The sequence below is a fragment of the Parashewanella hymeniacidonis genome (genome assembly GCF_016900895.1).
Classification (GTDB): Bacteria; Pseudomonadota; Gammaproteobacteria; order Enterobacterales; family Shewanellaceae; genus Parashewanella; species Parashewanella hymeniacidonis.
In genome coordinates, this window is the sequence record NZ_JAFEUN010000089.1 from 1 (window position 1) to 19299 (window position 19299).

Here is a 19299-nt window from a genome sequence, read left to right on the forward strand (position 1 = left end):
TAGCAGGTTGGGAAACGATTTGGGAAGGTTGGGATACCCTTCAATCTTATGTCGTTGGATATAGGATGGCGAAAGAAATGCTAGCTGACGGAGAAATGCACTAAGATCTGATCAAGAGACAGGATTTATGCTTTTCCTGTAAATTAGTCCATATTGAACTTACCGTAGAGCGCCTACCAACTAGTTCAAAAATTTCCGAAGAAACAGATATAATGGATCTTTCTGGAGACAAATGTTTCGTTGGTAAAATCATACTCTCCAACCCTCAGGTGCATTTTCAAAAATATCACACCGTTCAAAAAAATAACTCAGTACAGCAAGTGATGAAACCTGTGCTGATATATCATCACTTTCACCTCCAGAAAATGATCGTAATCCTGCAAACACTTTGTCAGGCGAAGTCATTTCCAGTGATAATAATTTATATTTATTTCTAAATGATTCTGCCAAATTTTCTCCATATTCGGGATCTGGCCAGTTCAGTAACAAGTCTTCTACTAACTTTTCTTTTCGCCTCCCGGCTGTTAACAGTACTTCAACGTCATCAGAAAGTTTATTAAACTCAAGCTTATCGACTGATACAGGGCCAATATCTATCTTTTTAGCTACCTTTCCAGACATTGCTCTAAATAATGTTTTTATAGGTTCGTGAGTCAAAGAAACGATATCTTGTTGAGTGGGAGCTGGGCCAAACAATTCGAATAATTGTACATCAGTTAAAGAAAGTATAAGTTCTTTAACTTCACTCGGTCCCCAAGGAGGTGTGATTTCAATTGTTGGATTTAGATCCCTTAATTCTAAGATTAGATCTAATCCGTATTTTGGTAGTCCCTCTTGGCTATTGTGTAAGAAAACCCACTTATCTAACCGATTCCCCCACTTTTCTTTAGCTCCTTTAAAATCGCCCTCGATTTTATTAAGTAACTTACTTTTATTAAAACCTGAACTAGGTGCATATGATTGATAAACACACTTTTCGGGTATTAAATAGCCATCAGCTTTACCATCGCCATCCCTACCAGCAGCTTTAATTAATTGAAAATTATCAGAGTATTTCAGCTTCATCACTTTACAAAAGAAATCTTCATATTCTTGCTCATTTTTTTTTAGCAGAGCTAGTTCAATATGAACCCCATACCAGGCTCTCGAAATATCATCCATGGATATTTTTTCTCCTTTAATCACCATTCTCTCAACTGCTGCATATCTTTCAATCGTCCACGCTGCATCACCAATGCTTCAAACAAATCATCTACTGATTCGTTATCCGAACTTAAACCCGGTAGCGCAATATTTGCCTCCGCAAAAAAGCGTTGGTTCGTTGTTGCAGAAATTGTTGATGCATTTTGATCTGACGGTTCAAGCCACGCTTGTTTCCACCAGTGTTGAATTCTGTTTTTTGCAGCTTTCAATTTGTGTTCGGTTGGTAGCCTGTCGCTTTTTTGATTATTAATTTGTGAATCTGTTGGCAGCAGGTTCCATAAATCATTATTCGGCCAGCGAGCAAACGGCATACTGTGATCAATATCGTAGGATTTGCTTAATGATTTTTCTGACCATACGCAGCGGACTTGCTCATCGCTTGGTAGCTGTTGTTTTAACTCATCAAACCGATTGCGAACTTCAGTAGTTGTGCGTTTAGGCTCAAGCCAGTTTAAGGCTTGGTATAACTGATATTGCTTCTCCGCTGATGCGTATTCGGCATTACCTGAATAACCTGCCATGGTTTTTACCCACTCACTGACAAGCACAGGTTCTATCCAACAGGCATAACGGTTGAACGCCAACCATGTGGATTCAGGAAGCGAAAACTCGCCCCACTGCTCAAGGGTTTGTAAGTCAAGAAATATACTACTTTTAGCTTTAACAGGCTTACTTGCCACTTCAAACACCGTTTTATCACTATTGGGTAGCGTGATGTATTTACAGGGCATTTCTTTTATATTTCGAACCGCTGCGGTAATGGTTTTGTGCAGCGCTACTGCATCATCACCAGTAAACAAGTTGCCAATTCGGTAATCAGAAGCTGTGCGATGAGTTAACTTATGCCAACCGTCAGGTTTCATAAAACCCATGTTTGGACTTTTATTTGGAGATTGATATAACTGATGTGTATCGATTAAGTCTTTGTATTGATGGCACCAATAAAGCGCCACTAACCCTACAGGTAAAATGACTCTGTCACCGTTCTTGCCACCAAAAGATGATGATTCCCGACGAAGCACTGCTCCTGGATGTCCGTCTGCAATTCGCAGTAACACTCTTAACAAAGCAAGCTTATGGGTAGCTGATTTACCATCATTAAGGGCAACATGGCGAATAAACGGAAATGCGCCAGTACCATCGTCAGGCATTTGCAAAACGACAGTCTGCCACGACACATGATTTCGCCCTAGCTTGTCTTCTTCTTTTGGTGTTTCGAGCTTGGTGACTAGCCCTACGTCCGTCGCCAAACTTTTAAGTTCGTCCGCACAAACAACATGCATTTTACGCTGTTTGCATTCTTCGTCGGTTTGTCCGTGACGAAGTGAAATAACCAATATGCCACCGGGCTTGAGCAAATTGGCCAATTTACGAATTGAGCGAGTGCGATCACTGGGTGGAATATGCATCCATACCGCACTGAGCAGTATTAAATCAAAGCTGACTTCTTGCTTTGTTACTTCGCTTAATGCTGGTAAAGAATCCTCCAGCCATTTTACGTTTAAGCCTTGGGTGGTGTTCTGGCCAATAGTCGAAAGTGCTTTCGCAGGTTCGACTGCAAAAACTTGAATATTGTTGTCGGTACCATTACCTGAACTTTTATCTGAACCGTTGTTTGAGTTATGAGTTTTTTCGGCTAATTCAGCGAAGTATTTTGAGTCACGACCCGAACCTGCTCCTAGGTCTAAAATGCGCGCATTTGGGTTTTTAATTATGGATGGTAGAAATTGAGACCAGCTTTGGTGTACCTCATCAAATGTCTTTGAAAGGTATTGCCGTGCAAGTTCTTTTGCGTTCTCGTTATAAAATAGAGGTTTCACTTCAAAACCCTAAGTACATCTGTTTCCACAAATCATTCATCCATGTTTTTCATTGTTATTTATTTTTATTGTTATTTATTTTTATAAAACATACTGCGTCTAAGTTTTTTCTTCGGCGGAATAACGAAAACGGATAGAGTAAAACTAACACATGAATTTTTGAGAATATTTTAACTCGATCCAATTTTACAAAATACCATTCGACTATTAATCAAACAATAAGAGTTTACTGCTCAGCTCGTTAACTGCTGACAAAGTAGTCAGATGGTGTTTTAAATCATTAAATAAGCATGCTATTTCCCATTAAAACAACATAGTTATGAAGACAGAAATATTTATTAAAGTTCACTTTCAAATTCATTGCGAATAGGAGTATTTTGTTTCTCATAGATCATTAGCGGATAAGCTTTTGTCTGTGTAGTTCGGGGCTTAAGATGTTCATTTTCAAATCCCATTACATAATTCTGGATTTTCTCAGCATCCCTCGACGCCCGTAATATTTCTTTGGGATCATCCTGAAGCACTTTAACCCAATGGTCTACATAAGCTGCGTGTTGCCCAAACTCATGACCGATTTGCAGTTCGTCGCCGAGCATGAGTGAGCCGATTTCGGCTCGTAGTTCTTCTTTGGCGTAAGATTCATCACCGAAGCGGCCAGTCATGTCTCTGTTGAGTCTGTGACTGGCACCGCTCGAATGCGATAGCTCATGGAGAACGGTCGCAAAATATGAATCTCTGGAATTAAATTGTGATTTTGCTGGTAGGTGTATATCGTCAGTGGCAGGACAATAATAGGCATTATCGATTTGGTCATGATGTATCGGTACGCCTGAATTTTGCAGTATCTTTTCAGCCCGTTCGTGGCGTTGCCATTCGGGGAGTGTTTTTACTTCGAGTTCTGGTAAACCTTCAATTTGCTCAGCGTTAAATACAACGGCGGAGAATACTCTTGGTTTATCCAGCTTAATGGTCACTTTTATCGGCTTACCATCAGCACCTAGAATCTTTTTTCCATTATCGTCTTTTTTATCGATTTGGTCGAACAGCTTCCAGTATTGTACGAGAGTGCCGTGTTGTCCTTTTTGTACTTGGGCATCAATACCTTTGGCTTGTTTGTAGGTCATCCAGCGGGGATCGTCTCGGCATTGCATGGCAAGCCAAATAGCGTTGGAGCCTTTGTAACGAGTGCCGCTGATTGGGTTGTGCGGCATTCTTGGTTCTCCTGCTTGCCACGGTTTTTGCCATGGCGCTGTACCTGCTTTTAATTGCTCGATGAGTTTATTGGCGATTTGTTCATGGTAAGGCAGTTTGTTGTCAGCCATGGCTCACCTCATTCTCGTTAACATCATTGTCGTCATCAATAACTTCAGATTCATTAGCTTCCAGCGCTTCGTATTCAGTTAAGGCATTTTCTTCAAAAGCGCCTAGCTCTTCAGCTTCGGCTTGGGTTATTTCGATGATTGAGCCAGGGATGTTTAGCGCCATTAATTTATCGTTCAAGTTGCTGTTCATATTGGGCTTCCTTTTTTGTAGATACTCGTGATTTTGAGATGGTATTAGGTTGCGAAAATCGCTGCTTAAATCGTTCTAATGCTGATTGGGCAGTTTGAGTAACATTGGTTTTAGTTTGAATCGATGGTTTAGTATTTATCGACTTATTAACTATTGGTGAGACAAGTTGCTGAGCCTGTTGCTTTTGACTCTTAGCCAGTTGCAGTGCCAGACGTTGATGGTCTTGTGATTGGGGCTGATAACCTGTTACTTCCAAGCCTTTAAGTTTGGCTTGATACCAAGCTTCACGTTTAAAATTTTGACTGCCTTTGAGTTTGATATTGTGCCAGCCACGATGTTCTGCAATTGTGATTAAATCCATCACCACTTTGCTTTGTTCCAGTCGAGTTTGCAGCTTGTTGCCTTTATCGATAAACGCCACTGCGCTGGGTCTTGATGCGAAATAGCCTTTGCCATTGATGAAGGTGTAGCGGCTTGGAAGCTGCGCAGGTAAAAGTGGCTTTTCATCTGGCTTTGCTGGCTCATGGGATTGCTGATGTTGAAGCTGTGCGGTTTTCGTAGTTGCAGCTGTTTCAGACTGTTCACTTGGGGCAACTCGCTCAACAGCTTTGTTATTTACAGATTGAGTTTTGATTGAATCTGGCATCACGCTGTTTAATGCGGGTAATAGTCGTTCAGGTCGTTGGTATTTGATTTCTGGCCAGCACTTGTCGAGATGGTTTTCGATTTGTTTTTTGACTCGCTCAATGCTGCTGGTTACGTGGAGGTCGTTAAAATCGGTGAGCCCATGTTCCATCTCTTCGGCTGATAAGTTTGGCGTAAGCCAAAATCCACCGACCAGATTCGCAGCTTCTCTGGCTTTTTGCATGCCTTTATTGATTTGATTGCTGTGGTCGTTATCGGCTAAAAATAAATGCCTCGCTTTGGGATAAGCCGCATTCAATTTCTCTGCGACTTTGGGTATGTTGCCCGCATCAACGGTCATCACCACACTTCGACCAGTCGCCTCGGCAATACTCGCAGCTGTGGCGTAACCTTCAGCGTATAAGATAGGCTCATTGACATTGAGTGGTCTATCTCCCACCACGAAAAAATGACCGGATTTTTGTGCGCCTTTCTTGAGGCATTTAAAACCATTGCCGCTGATGCGCTGCAAACTATGGATCTGTTGTTCAGTGTCATACAGCGGGATCACTAAATGCCCTTTTTTATCCTGACAAACGCCAGCGTAAGCTTGCACGCCTTTCTTCTTCAGATAGCCTTGTTGCGGATTCGCCGCTGGCATTAAACCATAAGCCTGAGCACAGCGTTCGGCGTGATGTTGCTGTTTTGCGGTGAGCTTTTGTTCTCGCTGCCAACGAAGATTGGCCATGTGCGCTTTTTGGTGTAAGCGAGTCAGAGGGTCGGCTTGTTCAAAACTGGCATGCCATTTTTGTGGTTCACTGTGATTGCGATGATCTTGATACCAACCAGCAGGATGTCCGTCATTATACAGCGCATAGACACCACTTTTTTTGCCCTGTTTATCATCGAGAGTAGATACTCGATGCATTTTTCCATCCATGATTGGTGGCTCCTTTAAGACTAAGCCCGCACTCTCCAACACGTTTGCAAATTCCACGACTGGGTTGCTATCTTGATGCTGACTTAACAAGGTAGGATCGGGCAACCAAGGGGCAACTTTGTGTTTATCGACGCCAGCTTTGGCATACCATAGCCCTTGCTCGCCATCAAAACTGATCCCCGCTACACCATTATTCAGGCGTCCAATTTCTTGCTGTGCTTGCGCCCGTTCGTCGTAGCCTACGGCGAGGTAGGTTTTGTGCTTGAGTGTGTCATTACTCATCGTATTCATCTCCTACAACCTGTTTGAAATTGGCAACCAGCTCATTCATCACTGGCTTTGCAGGTTCTGGTTCTATGCTATTGGTTTCTGCATTGCGTTGATGGCTGTCGTCTTCATCGGCGCAGCCAAAATGGTTAATGTGGATCTTGTGCTGACGAGGGATCACCTGTGGAATGATGGGTACTGCCCAAGGTGCGTGATCAGAATGATTACCACGTTCCTTTAATGATGGTTCTTGATACCAACGCAGTTTTTGGCACTGAACAGGTGGGCTGTTTTCCAACAATAAAATGGCATTGTCGGCACCCATTTGCATAAGTTCTTGAGGCAGCACTAAGGCTCGACCATGATCGCTCACACTCTCACTTTTACCGCCTTTACCCGACAACTGACGACTGCGGCTACGATTGCGAATGGTTACTGTGCCTAGGCTGTCTGAGATCTCTCTCGCCACTTTAGGATTTTTTGGTGCAAATACGATTTGCAGCGCATGGTTATCCATCAAGGTTTCAGATCCATCGTGGCCGTAAATTTCTCTAAGCTGGGATGATGATTGAATGATGGTCAACAGCCGTAAACCATAACCTGCGATGTAACTGATGCCTCGGCTTAAAATGGACACTTTACCGATAGCAGCAAATTCATCCATCAATAGCAGCACTTGGTATTTCAGTTGTGGATTGTGCTCGGGTAATTCACGGGTATTGAGATCAATCAGTTGCTGGAAAAACAGGTTAATCAGTGGCGCCAGTCTGGTTAAATCATCAGGTGTTACCCCGACATAGATGGAGATTTTCTGTTGACGCAATTGCCGTAAATCAAAGTCATTTTCGGAAGTGACCGCATCAATCACAGGATTGTAAAACAGCTCTAATGCAGAGGTGAAACTTTTGCGAATTGAGCCTCGGGTGCGATCTGGTGTATCAAGATATTCTTTGAGGGATAGAAAGCATTGACTAGATAAACCAAAGTCAGAATCCAAGCGCATTTCCAATTGCTGCGCCAGATATTCATCACCTTGCGTCAGCAATCGCAACACTTCGCCCATAGTCACAGGCAAAGGTGGTGTTTCGATGAGATACAGCACTAAGCCAAGCCACAGTGAGCGTGATGAGGCTTGCCAAACAGGAGATTCGCTGTCGATATTGGGGAACAGCATCTGGCCGATTTTCTGAATATCGTTGATGCGAAAACTGGGGTCGTCAGAAATGTAATGCAGCGGGTTCCAGCGATGGCTTCGATAGTCTCGTGGCGCAAGGTTGAGAAGGAAACATTGCTGACCATGAGCCTGCCGAAAGCCGGCGCTCATTTTCCAGTTTTCTTGCTTGATGTCCAGTACTACGACCGAATCTTGCCAAGTCAGCAGATTAGGGATGACCACACCAACACCTTTGCCGCTGCGAGTCGGTGCCGACATCAATACATGCTGCTGCCCTGCAAATTGCAGATACCGCTGTTTGAATAATTGCTTTTGTTTACCGACAACGATGCCTTTATCACTTAACAGCCCTGCTTGTTGAATTTCCTTTTGAGTAGCGAATTTTGCGGCACCATAAAGCGGTTGTTTCCTGGGTTTAAACCTTGCGGCTATTAATAATGAAAAAGGGGCAAACCCAAAGGCTACTGCAAGCGTTAACCAAAATTGGGTTTTGCTGTCGTGTCCGTAATAATAACCGTACTTGAACACAGTAAAGGGCGTGGCTTGGTGATAGTTAAGATGTGCAAAATACAGATAAATGGCGCTGCTAAGCCACAGGCTGAGTAATAAACCGATGGTAATTAGGAGCAAGTAGTGCCATTGGTTCAGCGGGCTACTTTTCATAATAAACCTCACTCACGAACCGTTTACCGTTGATATTTTTTATTTGCACAATCACATCCACACACAGATGCAGCAATTGTTTAATGTCTGCTCTGGAAAGTGAACTTCCTGCTTGCGATTCTTTTAACATCAGCACCAATTGCTCTAATGCCAGTTGTGGGCTGCCAGCGTGCATGGTGGTGATACTGCCCGGATGCCCTGAGTTGATGTTGCGCAGAAAGTAAAATGCTTCATCGCCACGGATTAATTCAGCGACAAACACACGGTCGGGTTTCATCCGCAAACTCGCTTCTAATAGCTGTTTTTGAGTTATTGGCGCAATACCTTGTTGCCCTGCGGAATAAAATAAGCTGACACTATTGGTGTGAGAACGGTGAAGCTGCAACTCATCGACATTTTCAATCGAGATTAAGCGTTCGTGCTTAGGTACTAACTCCAATAAAGAACGAAAGAAGGTGGTTTTTCCTGAGCCTGTCGCTCCTGAAACAATGATGTTTTTACGCTCTGCAATAGCTTGTTCGAGAAAAGCTTTGATATCGCCTTGCTGTTTAATCTTGGCTAAATCATCATTGTATTTGGTTTCAGATAAGTGGCATTGGCTGAAGTAACCTTGTTGCTGATATTCTTCTAAGCTAAAGCACACCTCAGCGGGTTTACGGATGGTAAAGCTGATACGTCCTGATAAGGTGACTGGCGGTATTGCGATTTGAACTCGCTCACCATTGGGCAAGGTCGCCGACAATATCGGATGACTGGAATCCAGTTTTTGACCGGAGTACGTAGCAATGAGCTTGGCTAAGTGCTGACAGTAATCAAACGTTAACGCCTCTAGCTTATGTTGTTGCCAACCCTGCGCTGTTTCAGTCATCACTTGTTTTGGCTGATTTATCACAACCTCAGTGACTGACTCCATCGTTAAAAATTTATCTAACATTTTAAGATAAGCCATTAACGCTAAACTTCGACCATCATTGGGCAAGCTGCAAGTCATAGACACTCCTAAAATCCAAATCACGAGCCACGAACACATTGATGTGCTCACCCTGATTTTTGAGTAAAGTTGGCTTAATACCGATGGAGTCTTGCAATGCGATGGAAGCTAAATCTTTTGTACCGCCAATGGTGTTGCCGAACTGAATTTGATTTTTGTTACCGCTGTTGGCTTTGTTTGCGGCGTACTGGCCAACATCACCAATCAGACTGAGTAACATGGCGCTGCCGAAACGCTGTTTAAAATGACCATCGATGAAGCCACTGTGTCCGCTACGCCCCAAGGCATCGGTTCCTGAAGAATCTAAATCGATAATGACGCCGTTGGGCGTTTCAATGCGATCCCACAACACAAAGATACGAGCCACACCTTGCTGTAAGCCACCTTGATATTGGCCGACAATGTGGCTGCCTTTTTCTAGCAACAGCACTTTGCCGTTAGTGGAGTAGATATCTCTACTGAGTTGGCAACGGGTCATGCCTGGTACATCGGAGCTGATGGCCGTTTCTAAGATGCAGTCCAGAAACGCACCTTTGGTGATGAATAAGTTCGGATCAACAATACGACTGGCTAAACTGCCTGATAACTTGGTTGGTTGCAGCTTTTGTTGCAGTTCAGACGCTTGCTGAAGATTTTGATGCCGAGCTTGCTGACTTTGAACATCGGCAGTTTTGTTCATCCGAGGCAGGCTAAATGCCAGTAAAGCATCCGATTGTTTACGCTGCTGCGGTGTCAGTGGTGTTTTATTGGCATGACCCAGAACCGAATAGTGCGGCTCAGTGGTTATGTTACCCGTGTGTAATATGTCAGGCTTTGCTGTGTCCGTATTATTGCTTTTTGTGTTGCTCGAAGCTTTAGGTAACTCAGGTGGTTTGCCTAAATGGTCAGCAATGGTGTAATGATGATTAAATTTCTGCTGCGCCTCACCATGAGTAAAGCCACCATTGATGACCACCAATAACCCGACAACACCCAATGCCAATATAAGCAACACACCTTTGTTGAATTTCGGCCTGCGGGAAATCGACGCTCCCAGCTGCGGTAAATCTTCCAAGGTTTCGGGTTCAGTTCCTTGATTGTGCGTTGAATTGGCGTCCATTATTTATCTGCTTTTAGAACTTTCAGCTGTCGCTTCACTTTTGAGATATTACTGGTCGAGTAATCAGCGGCTTGCTCTGAGCCAAACGAGCGATTAAACAAACACAACACCTTGTTGCCTTGGCGAAATACCAGTTGTTTAGCAATGCGCTGAACGATAATGGTGTAGGGAAATGCAGGATTAATATTGGAGTTCACCAGAGATTCTTTATCATCACTACCAACCGTATAAACTGCAGGAAAATCTTGTTTGCCATTAAAGGTAATGTAAGTGAATCGGCCGTCATCAAACACAGAAACAGGCAGCAACTCTGCATCGCCTTTATAGAAGTAATTTTGGTTTGCCACCTTGGGTGCCTGAACGGAATAAAGTCGTTGACTGAGTTGATGACGTTGCTGTTTTTTCCGTTGTGAATCTTTGAGTTGCAGCGGATATAAAAACTGCACCTGAAACATCATATCGTTGGGTCTGGGATGAGCACCGTGTTGTGACCAATGCGCACTGAGTTCAAAATTATAAACGTGGCTACCTTTATTTGAGTCAGTCAGCACCGTCATATTGGTCACGGCTTTTTGTGCTTTAGGCTTGATGAAAATATGGTTAGCAACGGGAGTGATTGCCCATGCATCGGTATCACCCATAGCAACCTGAGTAATAGTTTCGTGTTGCCCAAACTCAATATCAGTGGAAAAGCCATAATGCCCGACCAACTTCACCACTTGCTGTGGATTGTAATTGATGTGTTTGACTCGCCTATCGAAATGACCTGAATGAGGGGTTTCTAGGGCGAAAGCCTCCGTACAAATACACATTGCTGTCATACCCATGAAAATGGGTATCCAGCGACTTATGTTTTTGAGCACAGCAAAAGGCACTGGGCACCCGTTTTCACGAGTACGACGAGGTATAGAGCAAGAAAAGCATTGCATCTAATCCCCTCCCGTTGCTTGATCGTTGCGATAACTCAACACCTGAAAGCCGAGTGGATTTAATTGACGGTCTTGCAATGCCATCGGTGCATCGCGATACTCAAAGGTAATGGTCGCTACCCAATGCGTGAGTGGATGGGTTTCACCCACTAGTTTTATTTGTTTAGCGTAGCGAACCTGCGCCGTGACTCGCTGCTCAGTATTCACTTTGTCTTTAGCGATAAAGCTGATGGCGTTAACTTGAGTTACCACCTGAGCTTGTTGACCATAAATGGAGATGGGAGCTTGCGGGTTGGTTTTTGGGTCAGTTTGTAGCGCAAAATCTTGCTGAACATCATCAGCCGACATCAAACCAACTAATTTGCGGTCGTAACTCCGAGTTTCCCACTGATAATCTTCACGATGGCGAACATATTGTGCCAGCCAATATTTATCCAACACTTCCTGAGCCTGCTGTTTAACCTTGCCATGAGCGGTTAAAGTAGACACCACATCCACTAAGCCTGAGTTGTTGTCGACTCGAATAACAAATGGTTCGATGGTTTTAAGTGGTAGCAAACAAACTAGACCGACGCCTTGTAACACTGCAATTAAGGTAAATAACAAACAGCAGCGCCACGCTCTTTTTTCTGATTGTTTGATCCGAACGCTCAGCTCAGTATCCCAGCCTCTGGCTTCATCGAAATACTGCTTAAGCAGCGCCTTATCATTCATCATGCTGCCTTATCGGTTTCAGTTTAACAGGCGCATGATTAACGGGTTTTAACCCTTTACCATCATTATGACAATGCGGCGGTTTGGGCGCACTGGCGCAATGGGTTAACAATAAACAAGCAATAACCATTAGGGCTTTACTGATGCTGTTCCTCATTGATGCGTTCTCCCCGAAATGCTGTTACCACCAAAGCGTTTTTGATACGCCTGATAACCAATACCTAACGGCTTAACCGGTGCCGCTAACGCTTGACCGGTATAGTTCATGTCTCGTCTTAGGGTGCGATATTGATGCCTGAGTGTGGTTGGCCGTAAAGAGTGCAGGCTATTGGCAATCGCTCCGTTTGCGGCAATTGCGACCCCACCACCTAATGCCGAGGCCATGGCTGGAATTTGTTTCATTACTAAAATGCACAAACCCAATACAATACAGAGCATCGAGCTGTCGCTAAGCGTGGTCAGTGAAGCATGATTTGCACTAATTTTATGAAGGTAACTGTTTGCGACTGACACCATTAATTGCCCCGATGTCACGCCCAGTAACAACACAAAACCGAAGTTGAGCACCATGCCGAGCCAACTTTCGAAGAAGCGCTGTGTCGCTTGGAATAATAAGAGGACAAAAAAAGCAGGGCCGATTGCCAGTAAGATACTGACCATTACTTTGCTCAACAGAATAAAGAACGCCACCAACAAAGTTAAGCAGCTGCCAATCAGTAATACCGCTACGGCAATAAAGTACATGCCGAAGTTACCGTTCATCACTCCACCTTGTTTCCACGCATTATCGGCAAGCGCAAACACCTGACTGAATAGCTGATCCAGCAAATGCGCCGCATCCATGGAATGACCGCCTGACACAATCGAAGCGAGAGTTTGTGGGGTATCACTTAAAAAAGTAACAACGGTTTGGTTGTAACGGCCAACGGTTAATCCCAACGCCAAAATAAAACCTATGCGCAAGATTCGATAAAAGCCTTCTTGCAGTGGTGCTTCACTGCGGCCAGTCATCAAGGCGTAACCCCATATCGCCAGCCAGATGATCATCAAGCTGGAAAACAGTGGTACCAAGAAATGAATCAAGCGCTCAGAGCCTTGCTGCACATAGTTGTGCAGTGCCTTATCAACTAAATCGAAGATGCCCTGATACAGATTACTTTTAGCGGCCATACTCAATCCCCGTACTCGGTGATAGTTAAAGTTTCAGGATGTTTCAGCGTTTATTTTTCAAGGCGTAAAAGTGAAGAACTAGTGGGCTAATTCAAGCTTTTACAACACAGAAAAATCAGTGCTGAAGCATCCACGAAGTGCGAGTTTAATTGTCATTCATCCAGCGTTGCTTCCTCTTGAAATAGATGTCTATTACTGCGAGAAAACGCCTTGCCTTAATGACAATTAATTCTCGCTGAAGTATTGAACTATCACTGAGCACGGGGATTCTACTCCTTTCCCCAATCAATGGGATGCAGCTCACCCGCCGAGCGTTGATTAGCAGCATGTAGCGCATTGATGCAATCAGGTTCTTTGTTATATTTAGCGGGATCATCGCTACAGAGCTTTAAGGTCTGATCTAAAATGTCGTTATGCTTAAGAAACCAAGATACCTTGTGTCCCTGTTCGACTTTCTGCTCAGGTTTAGAGCAAGCGGTCACGGTGATTGCGGCGATAGAAAGTAAGATCAGTGTTGATGTTTTCATGCAGATACCTCTTTTTGTCTTTGTCCTGTTTACGCTCGATGCTTCTTGTCGTTCCCGTGAAAACGGGAACCCAGTGTCTTTCAGAAACTTTAAACAAAAGGCGCTGGATGCCAGCCTTCGCTTGGCATGACGGCAAAATCATTACCAATCAATCGGCTTTAGTTCGCCCGCAGACTCAATCGCCATTTGGGTAATTTTTTGTTGCGTTAACGCATCATTGGCCTGCGCTTGGGCATTAAGTAATTGCAGCTTGGCTTGTTCGTTTTGCAGCATTACGCCCTCGGCATTTATCCGAGCTTGCAAATCCTCAATGTCTTTTTGTTGTGGTGCTTGATTGATCTTTTCAATCAGCCTCATGAGTTGCTGATAGCGAGCTTGAGTTTGCTGTAATGACACTTGAGTTTGCCCAAACCAACGACCTCGATAGCGATTAACGTCATCGTATAAACCTGCGACATCACCACCAAGTCTGAGCCAATCGCTGTTATGTATGCCTTGCTTGTTTAACGTCAGATTAGGATCAACTTTGACGCTGATGTCATAAACCGAATCAATGCTATTCGCCATTCCACGCACACCATTAATACTATTGAGCTGCGACTTGGCCGTTTGAACCTGCTGTTTGAGGGTATTGATTTCCTCAAGCATGTGTTTCACTTGAATGATGTTTTGATGCAAGTTAGCGGCATCAATGACAGGAAAAGATTTCGCTGAAATTGACACAAATACGAAAAGCAGTATTAAGCCGTCGTACCCGTGAAAACGGGTACCCAGTGACTTTAAAGCTTTAAAAAAGAAAAAGGCGCTGGACTTCTGCTTACTACATGCAGGAGTGACGAACGAAAGGAACCTGATCATCCTTTACCTCGCTTATCTCGTAAAGCATCAAAATAAAGCGGCAACCAAGCATTCGATTGATCACCTACTTGCTCAATTAGGTTCGTCATCAACGCCACTTTGTCAGTGGTTCCAGAGATCACAGCCAACTCCTCATCAAAGCCATTCAAGTCAAGCGTATTAACCGAGCTGGATTGGCCTTGTTTAACGATAAACTGGCGTGAATTGGGTTGCAGTTCCGTTTTAATCAGCTCAAATTCACGTTCAGTAAGATGCAGGCCATCGACGTAATCTTCACGTCTGGCTTTGGGGTTTGGCATTAAAATGAGCGTGGCGCATTGCTCGATTAATGAATGCGCAATCGGTGAATTCAGTACATCACGGGCTGATTGAGTGCCGTAAATCATAATCCCGTTTTGCTTACGGATGGTCTTTTGTTTGTTATTGGCGAGATCTTCAAAGTACTCATCTGCAAGTAGCTTCCAGAATTCATCCATGATGATTTGCAGTCTGCGACCATCAATCAAGCTTTCAATTCGATGAAACAGATACATGACAATCGGCGTACGGATTTCAGGAGTCTCTAAAAACTCCGTGACATCAAAGGCCAGCAAAGTTTGGTTGTCGAGGTATAACTCATCAAATTCATTATCCAATACCCAAGCTAATTCACCGCCCTGACACCATTTTTGCAGTTTGGAATAGCAACCGTCATTATCAACGGGATCGAGAAATTCCAGACAACGGCTTAATCGTCTATCTTGCTGTTCAAGGCTCATCACACCATTCACTGCATTAGCGATTTCTTGCTGCTGAATGTGAGTGAGATTATCACCGCATAATTTACTGATAAGTTGAGTTAGAAACAGTTTGTTTGCGGGTGTATTCGATAACTGAAACGGATTAACCCCTGTCGACTTACCCATTTGTAATGGCAGGTACAAACCATCACAAGCTCGCACATAAACCTCTAAACCACGGTCTTTATCAAAGATGATTTGGGTTGGCTCAAACTTCTTACTTTGCGAAATTAAGAATCCTTGCAGCACGGTCTTACCGCTACCCGATGCACCAATAATTAAGGTATTGCCTAGTGCATGGTGCTCATCCTTGAGCGTGGTTTCCTTAGAGTGATTGCGACTTGGATTGCTATTGTTCCTCCTGTGTTCAAGCAAGTTGCTCGTGTGAATGTTAGTTTCGTGAAAGTTAAAGTAGTAAGGCGAGCCTGAAGCTGATTTGAACATGGTCACGGCTGCGCCCCATTGATTGCCTACCATTTGCCCTGATGGATAATTATGAAAGCTACAAAATCCAGCAAAGTTTTTAGAGGATATCGGCGCAGGACGTGGGCGATATTGACTGTTGGTAGGTAATTGCGACCAGAACGCTGCAGCAAGAGCGGTACTTTCTCGAACGGGAATGACGGCCATATCAGCCAACTCAGATTTGAGCTGTGACAGATGCTTTTCTAATTGCGCTTTTGAATCAGTGAGTACGGTTAACACCAAGTGATGCTCACCATACACAATCCGATTAGAGGTAATATCATCCAGCCCCAAATCAATGGCATCGATTTGCGAATGGGCAAAGTCTCCAGTGGTATGTAGACGTTTTTGTTGGCGTTGCAGTAATTCTGTTGATACGGGTTTAGATAGAAACTGAAAGCTTTGCGTTAGCACCAGCTCAAAAGGTGCTGACAATAGAGCATTAAGCAAACCCGCTTCCGTCCGCTCAGGGTACTCCCAGATCCCCAAGCAAGATCCAAAACGGGTTTGCGTAATACCCTTTAATGCAAAAGTGTCGCCACCATACAAAGGACGAGCTCTCATCATTGAATGTGAAATATTGGCTTTGGGTAGTGCTCTGGCTTGCCACTCACCATTCACTAAATAATCCAGAAACGTCAGCAATTCAAAATAGAAAATACCGTTTTCAAAATAAGTACCTAGGCGCTGAGGTTGATAAGCCTGCATGGACGCCATAACAGTTGCGACTACGTCATTAAGTTTATTAATCGCTTGCTTTAATTCTGCGATTACAGCCTGTTGAGTCAGCTTTCTCGGACTGGCAAACCAAGCAGACATTGCCGAACTGTTACCACGATAAATCACCGTTAGATACAGCTCATTAATCATCAACTGACTTTGGCAAACTTGAGCGGCATATTTGTCATTAAGCTGTTTATCGAACTGACACTTGAACTCGCCTTGCGGAAAAACTTTGTGCTCTCTGCGAACCAAGTGCGTCCAAATACAAACATCAGGGCTGGCAATATTTCGCAGCAACAAATTCAGCTGTTCTTTCCACAGTAATACCTGCTCTGGTGCTACTGATTCGTGGGCGACACCTTGCAAACGGATGCTTTGTAGGTAATCGCCACTGTGAGTTTTAATGGTGTATTCATCAACATGAGTTTGATAGGGAATAAACTCAGCCGCTTCGTTTTCACCCTGCCAGATATGCTTGGGAACTGACTTATTCATAAACCGTTCCTCAAGATGAAATTGCGGCTACGAGTATTACGATAAGGGCAAGCCGTAGCAGCGCCAAGCTGACGCCACGCTATCGATTTCGCTTTGGTTTTTAGCCATAGCAACATCAGCCGAAGTAATCTTGGATCACGCAGACACAACACATACATCACGCCGTGAATGGGAAGGTAAAGCAGTAGAGTTAACGGATTTTTGCTGGCTATCATCAGCACAGCTACGAACGCACTAGCGACAATAATGGCATCTAAGGTGACCCCCCATTTCATCGCAGGGCGAGTGACGGCAACAAATAGAGGATCATGTCGATTTACTTCAAAAGTATTCATCATCAACCTCTATTTCACCGCAGAGATGATCATATCGACAATAGTGGTGCCACCGAACACTAACACTATACCCGCAATGTATTTACCGCAGGTTTCACCGGTAATGCGACCAAACCACGCTAAGTATCCCAAAATCGCTATACCAATCACCGCCGCACTTCGGGCTATGCCGTTCGTCAGCAAATCCATCACCCAATCCACACCCTCGGTAATAGGGTTGGCAAAGGCGAGTTCTGGAACGAGTGTCAGTATTAATACCAAAGCGAAGGTAGGCAGTAGCGACTTGAGGGCAAGATGTTTAACGCAGTGTCGATAATATCGATGAACGTATTTGGGAAAACGGTTCAATGCCTTACTTACTTTCATTGTGTCTCTCCTAAAGAGATTGAAAGATTACCAACACTCCAAGTACATTATTTATCCCATTTATGGTTTCAAAATAGTCTCATATGAATTTATATGGAAATTTTATTTTGGTATTAAATATAGCAACTAGAAGTAAAGAGCGAGGTGCTCCCTATAAAGCCAGATTTTTTAAAGCAAGAAAAGCTAGGACAGAAGCACAGGAAGGTATGTGGATTGAATACCGCACATAAAACCAATATCAAAGACGTTAAAAGGGTGGCAGTTATTTAAGATATCTTTGTATTCTTTAATTTGGCTGAGACTAATTTTTAACTCTTCATCAACTAATTTATCAGTAAATGTGAAACAAACTTCGCCGCTTGCTAGCTTGGAGATCGATGATAAAAAATATCGATATTGGCCAAGCTCTGAATTCTGAGCACTATCCGTACCTTTCTTTAACTTAGAGTCCATAAAGGTATCTCCTGCTAACGTCAGAGTACAACATTAAAAATTGATATTACCATTAAGAAAAAATACTTAAATATTTGGTTTAGATTTAAATTGAATAACCTTATTTTATATTTTTATGAGATCTTAACCTCAAAATTAAGTATGTTATTTAAACTGCCATCCGAATCTTAGGTTTTATTTATGCTTGATTCTGCACCAACTTACTCTGCCACATCGAGTTTTAATTCTGTTGCGGCACGAATTAAGAGCGTAAGAATGCAATTGGGCTTAAGCCGAAAAGGGTTTGAGATACAAACAGGAATTTCAGCTAACACTTTGCAATCATGGGAGTCTGGAAAAAATCATCTAACCAATAAGGGCGCAAATAAATTACTTCTGGCACTTAAAAAGCTCGGTCTTAACTGCTCAGTAGAATGGTTACTTTACGGAGAGGGACTCACTCCTAGAATCAATGCCTCTGAAGCCGAGAGCTGGCAAGAAGATGAAAGAATTTTAAAAGAAGTGATGTTCTTTGAGTCAAATAACCCTTCATCAATTGTTTATCTAGTTAGGGATGATTCTATGCAGCCTTACTATGAATTAGGTGATTATGTCGCTGGAAGTGTTCGAAGCAGCTCTCAAGCAGAAAAGCTTATTGGCAGTAACTGTATTGTGACACTAGATTCCGGAATTACTCTACTTAGAAGGTTAAGCCAAGACAACCAAGAACGATTCAACCTATATAGTACAAATCTTGAAACCAAAGTAGAAAATGCTTTTGTAATGGATTGCCACATTCAAAGGATTGCTCAAGTTATTTGGCATCGAAGTTGTAGCCGTTGCCCCTTTTAATTAACAACTGGAGCTTTACTATGTCTGACTCAACACCTTTCTCTATTGACCTGCCAGTCCGAATTTCTGAAGTTAATTATGGTGACCATTTAGGTCATGCTGCGCTGGCTTCGTTATTACATCAAACCAAAATTCTCTATTTCAAAAGAAATAATATTGACGAAAGAGACATCCACGGTATTGGTGCAATCGTTAGAAGATTAGAGATAGATTATCGAGGTGAGGCACACTTTAATGACTGTCTCTTGATCAGATCTTAGTGCATTTCTCCGTCAGCTAGCATTTCTTTCGCCATCCTATATCCAACGACATAAGATTGAAGGGTATCCCAACCTTCCCAAATCGTTTCCCAACCTGCTAT

At 43.3% G+C, this 19299-nt stretch carries 20 protein-coding genes; 2 read left to right on the forward strand and 18 right to left on the reverse strand.

Translation table 11 applies throughout. From position 1 onward, the window contains the following. Window positions 1-249: 249 nt before the first annotated feature. From JQC92_RS16085 to JQC92_RS16170, 18 genes are all read right to left on the reverse strand, one after another. Complete coding sequence (locus tag JQC92_RS16085; protein ID WP_239480598.1) at window positions 250-1188, reverse strand: ABC-three component system protein; 939 nt, start codon at window positions 1186-1188, stop codon at window positions 250-252. After that, entirely contained in the window at window positions 1182-3023 is a 1842-nt protein-coding gene (locus JQC92_RS16090; RefSeq protein WP_205000598.1) for a methyltransferase domain-containing protein, read from the reverse strand. The genes JQC92_RS16085 and JQC92_RS16090 overlap by 7 nt, the downstream gene beginning before the upstream one ends. A gap of 338 nt (window positions 3024-3361) precedes the next feature. After that, window positions 3362-4345, reverse strand: coding sequence for an ArdC family protein (locus JQC92_RS16095; protein WP_205000599.1), 984 nt, complete (start codon window positions 4343-4345; stop codon window positions 3362-3364). Beyond that, window positions 4338-4535, reverse strand: coding sequence for a hypothetical protein (locus tag JQC92_RS16100; protein WP_239480599.1), 198 nt, complete (start codon window positions 4533-4535; stop codon window positions 4338-4340). Before JQC92_RS16100 ends, JQC92_RS16095 begins: the two co-directional genes overlap by 8 nt. Then, window positions 4513-6381, reverse strand: coding sequence for an LPD7 domain-containing protein (locus JQC92_RS16105; RefSeq protein WP_205000600.1), 1869 nt, complete (start codon window positions 6379-6381; stop codon window positions 4513-4515). Before JQC92_RS16105 ends, JQC92_RS16100 begins: the two co-directional genes overlap by 23 nt. Continuing rightward, entirely contained in the window at window positions 6374-8203 is a 1830-nt protein-coding gene (locus JQC92_RS16110) for a type IV secretory system conjugative DNA transfer family protein (protein WP_205000601.1), read from the reverse strand. Before JQC92_RS16110 ends, JQC92_RS16105 begins: the two co-directional genes overlap by 8 nt. Further along, on the reverse strand, window positions 8193-9194 hold the full coding sequence (virB11, locus tag JQC92_RS16115) for a P-type DNA transfer ATPase VirB11 (protein WP_205000602.1): 1002 nt from the start codon (window positions 9192-9194) through the stop codon (window positions 8193-8195). The genes JQC92_RS16110 and virB11 overlap by 11 nt, the downstream gene beginning before the upstream one ends. Then, window positions 9172-10293 carry a type IV secretion system protein VirB10 gene (gene virB10, locus JQC92_RS16120; protein WP_205000603.1) on the reverse strand — a complete coding sequence of 374 codons (1122 nt, stop codon included), beginning with the start codon at window positions 10291-10293 and terminating at the stop codon, window positions 9172-9174. The genes virB11 and virB10 overlap by 23 nt, the downstream gene beginning before the upstream one ends. Next, complete coding sequence (gene virB9 / locus JQC92_RS16125) at window positions 10293-11222, reverse strand: P-type conjugative transfer protein VirB9 (protein WP_205000604.1); 930 nt, start codon at window positions 11220-11222, stop codon at window positions 10293-10295. Before virB9 ends, virB10 begins: the two co-directional genes overlap by 1 nt. Next, the gene (locus JQC92_RS16130) at window positions 11223-11939 is read right to left on the reverse strand and encodes a VirB8 family type IV secretion system protein (RefSeq protein ID WP_205000605.1); all 717 of its coding nucleotides are present in this window, start codon (window positions 11937-11939) and stop codon (window positions 11223-11225) included. It lies immediately after the preceding gene. Further along, on the reverse strand, window positions 11929-12093 hold the full coding sequence (locus JQC92_RS16135) for a hypothetical protein (protein WP_205000606.1): 165 nt from the start codon (window positions 12091-12093) through the stop codon (window positions 11929-11931). The genes JQC92_RS16130 and JQC92_RS16135 overlap by 11 nt, the downstream gene beginning before the upstream one ends. Continuing rightward, window positions 12090-13106 carry a TrbL/VirB6 family protein gene (locus tag JQC92_RS16140; protein ID WP_205000607.1) on the reverse strand — a complete coding sequence of 339 codons (1017 nt, stop codon included), beginning with the start codon at window positions 13104-13106 and terminating at the stop codon, window positions 12090-12092. Before JQC92_RS16140 ends, JQC92_RS16135 begins: the two co-directional genes overlap by 4 nt. Before the next feature lie 269 nt (window positions 13107-13375). Then, window positions 13376-13633 carry an EexN family lipoprotein gene (locus JQC92_RS16145; RefSeq protein ID WP_205000608.1) on the reverse strand — a complete coding sequence of 86 codons (258 nt, stop codon included), beginning with the start codon at window positions 13631-13633 and terminating at the stop codon, window positions 13376-13378. A 141-nt stretch (window positions 13634-13774) separates the two neighbouring features. Continuing rightward, entirely contained in the window at window positions 13775-14491 is a 717-nt protein-coding gene (locus tag JQC92_RS16150; RefSeq protein ID WP_205000609.1) for a type IV secretion system protein, read from the reverse strand. After that, the gene (locus JQC92_RS16155; protein ID WP_205000610.1) at window positions 14488-16953 is read right to left on the reverse strand and encodes a VirB4 family type IV secretion/conjugal transfer ATPase; all 2466 of its coding nucleotides are present in this window, start codon (window positions 16951-16953) and stop codon (window positions 14488-14490) included. The genes JQC92_RS16150 and JQC92_RS16155 overlap by 4 nt, the downstream gene beginning before the upstream one ends. Further along, window positions 16950-17291 carry a VirB3 family type IV secretion system protein gene (locus JQC92_RS16160; RefSeq protein ID WP_205000611.1) on the reverse strand — a complete coding sequence of 114 codons (342 nt, stop codon included), beginning with the start codon at window positions 17289-17291 and terminating at the stop codon, window positions 16950-16952. Before JQC92_RS16160 ends, JQC92_RS16155 begins: the two co-directional genes overlap by 4 nt. 6 nt (window positions 17292-17297) lie before the next feature. After that, a complete protein-coding gene (locus JQC92_RS16165) occupies window positions 17298-17636 on the reverse strand; it encodes a TrbC/VirB2 family protein (RefSeq protein WP_239480600.1) in 339 nt (112 codons plus the stop codon). 201 nt (window positions 17637-17837) lie between these two features. After that, complete coding sequence (locus tag JQC92_RS16170; protein WP_205000613.1) at window positions 17838-18107, reverse strand: hypothetical protein; 270 nt, start codon at window positions 18105-18107, stop codon at window positions 17838-17840. Between the two features lie 180 nt (window positions 18108-18287). Here JQC92_RS16170 and JQC92_RS16175 point away from each other — a divergent pair, with 180 nt between their 5' ends. Next, window positions 18288-18938, forward strand: coding sequence for a hypothetical protein (locus JQC92_RS16175; RefSeq protein ID WP_205000614.1), 651 nt, complete (start codon window positions 18288-18290; stop codon window positions 18936-18938). Between the two features lie 20 nt (window positions 18939-18958). Further along, complete coding sequence (locus tag JQC92_RS16180; RefSeq protein ID WP_205000615.1) at window positions 18959-19198, forward strand: acyl-CoA thioesterase; 240 nt, start codon at window positions 18959-18961, stop codon at window positions 19196-19198. Window positions 19199-19299 lie beyond the last annotated feature (101 nt).

Excerpts from the sequence above, each read along its gene's own strand:
- JQC92_RS16145 (WP_205000608.1), bottom strand. The coding sequence starts at position 13,633 with ATGAAAACATCAACACTGATCTTACTTTCTATCGCCGCAATCACCGTG.
- JQC92_RS16175 (WP_205000614.1), top strand. The coding sequence starts at position 18,288 with ATGCTTGATTCTGCACCAACTTACTCTGCCACATCGAGTTTTAATTCT.
- virB11 (WP_205000602.1), bottom strand. The coding sequence starts at position 9,194 with ATGACTTGCAGCTTGCCCAATGATGGTCGAAGTTTAGCGTTAATGGCT.
- JQC92_RS16100 (WP_239480599.1), bottom strand. The coding sequence starts at position 4,535 with ATGAACAGCAACTTGAACGATAAATTAATGGCGCTAAACATCCCTGGC.
- virB9 (WP_205000604.1), bottom strand. The coding sequence starts at position 11,222 with ATGCAATGCTTTTCTTGCTCTATACCTCGTCGTACTCGTGAAAACGGG.
- JQC92_RS16105 (WP_205000600.1), bottom strand. The coding sequence starts at position 6,381 with ATGAGTAATGACACACTCAAGCACAAAACCTACCTCGCCGTAGGCTAC.
- JQC92_RS16135 (WP_205000606.1), bottom strand. The coding sequence starts at position 12,093 with ATGAGGAACAGCATCAGTAAAGCCCTAATGGTTATTGCTTGTTTATTG.
- JQC92_RS16155 (WP_205000610.1), bottom strand. The coding sequence starts at position 16,953 with ATGAATAAGTCAGTTCCCAAGCATATCTGGCAGGGTGAAAACGAAGCG.
- JQC92_RS16110 (WP_205000601.1), bottom strand. The coding sequence starts at position 8,203 with ATGAAAAGTAGCCCGCTGAACCAATGGCACTACTTGCTCCTAATTACC.
- JQC92_RS16150 (WP_205000609.1), bottom strand. The coding sequence starts at position 14,491 with ATGATCAGGTTCCTTTCGTTCGTCACTCCTGCATGTAGTAAGCAGAAG.
- JQC92_RS16180 (WP_205000615.1), top strand. The coding sequence starts at position 18,959 with ATGTCTGACTCAACACCTTTCTCTATTGACCTGCCAGTCCGAATTTCT.
- JQC92_RS16085 (WP_239480598.1), bottom strand. The coding sequence starts at position 1,188 with ATGGTGATTAAAGGAGAAAAAATATCCATGGATGATATTTCGAGAGCC.
- JQC92_RS16170 (WP_205000613.1), bottom strand. The coding sequence starts at position 18,107 with ATGGACTCTAAGTTAAAGAAAGGTACGGATAGTGCTCAGAATTCAGAG.
- JQC92_RS16160 (WP_205000611.1), bottom strand. The coding sequence starts at position 17,291 with ATGATGAATACTTTTGAAGTAAATCGACATGATCCTCTATTTGTTGCC.
- JQC92_RS16095 (WP_205000599.1), bottom strand. The coding sequence starts at position 4,345 with ATGGCTGACAACAAACTGCCTTACCATGAACAAATCGCCAATAAACTC.
- virB10 (WP_205000603.1), bottom strand. The coding sequence starts at position 10,293 with ATGGACGCCAATTCAACGCACAATCAAGGAACTGAACCCGAAACCTTG.
- JQC92_RS16140 (WP_205000607.1), bottom strand. The coding sequence starts at position 13,106 with ATGGCCGCTAAAAGTAATCTGTATCAGGGCATCTTCGATTTAGTTGAT.
- JQC92_RS16130 (WP_205000605.1), bottom strand. The coding sequence starts at position 11,939 with ATGATGAATGATAAGGCGCTGCTTAAGCAGTATTTCGATGAAGCCAGA.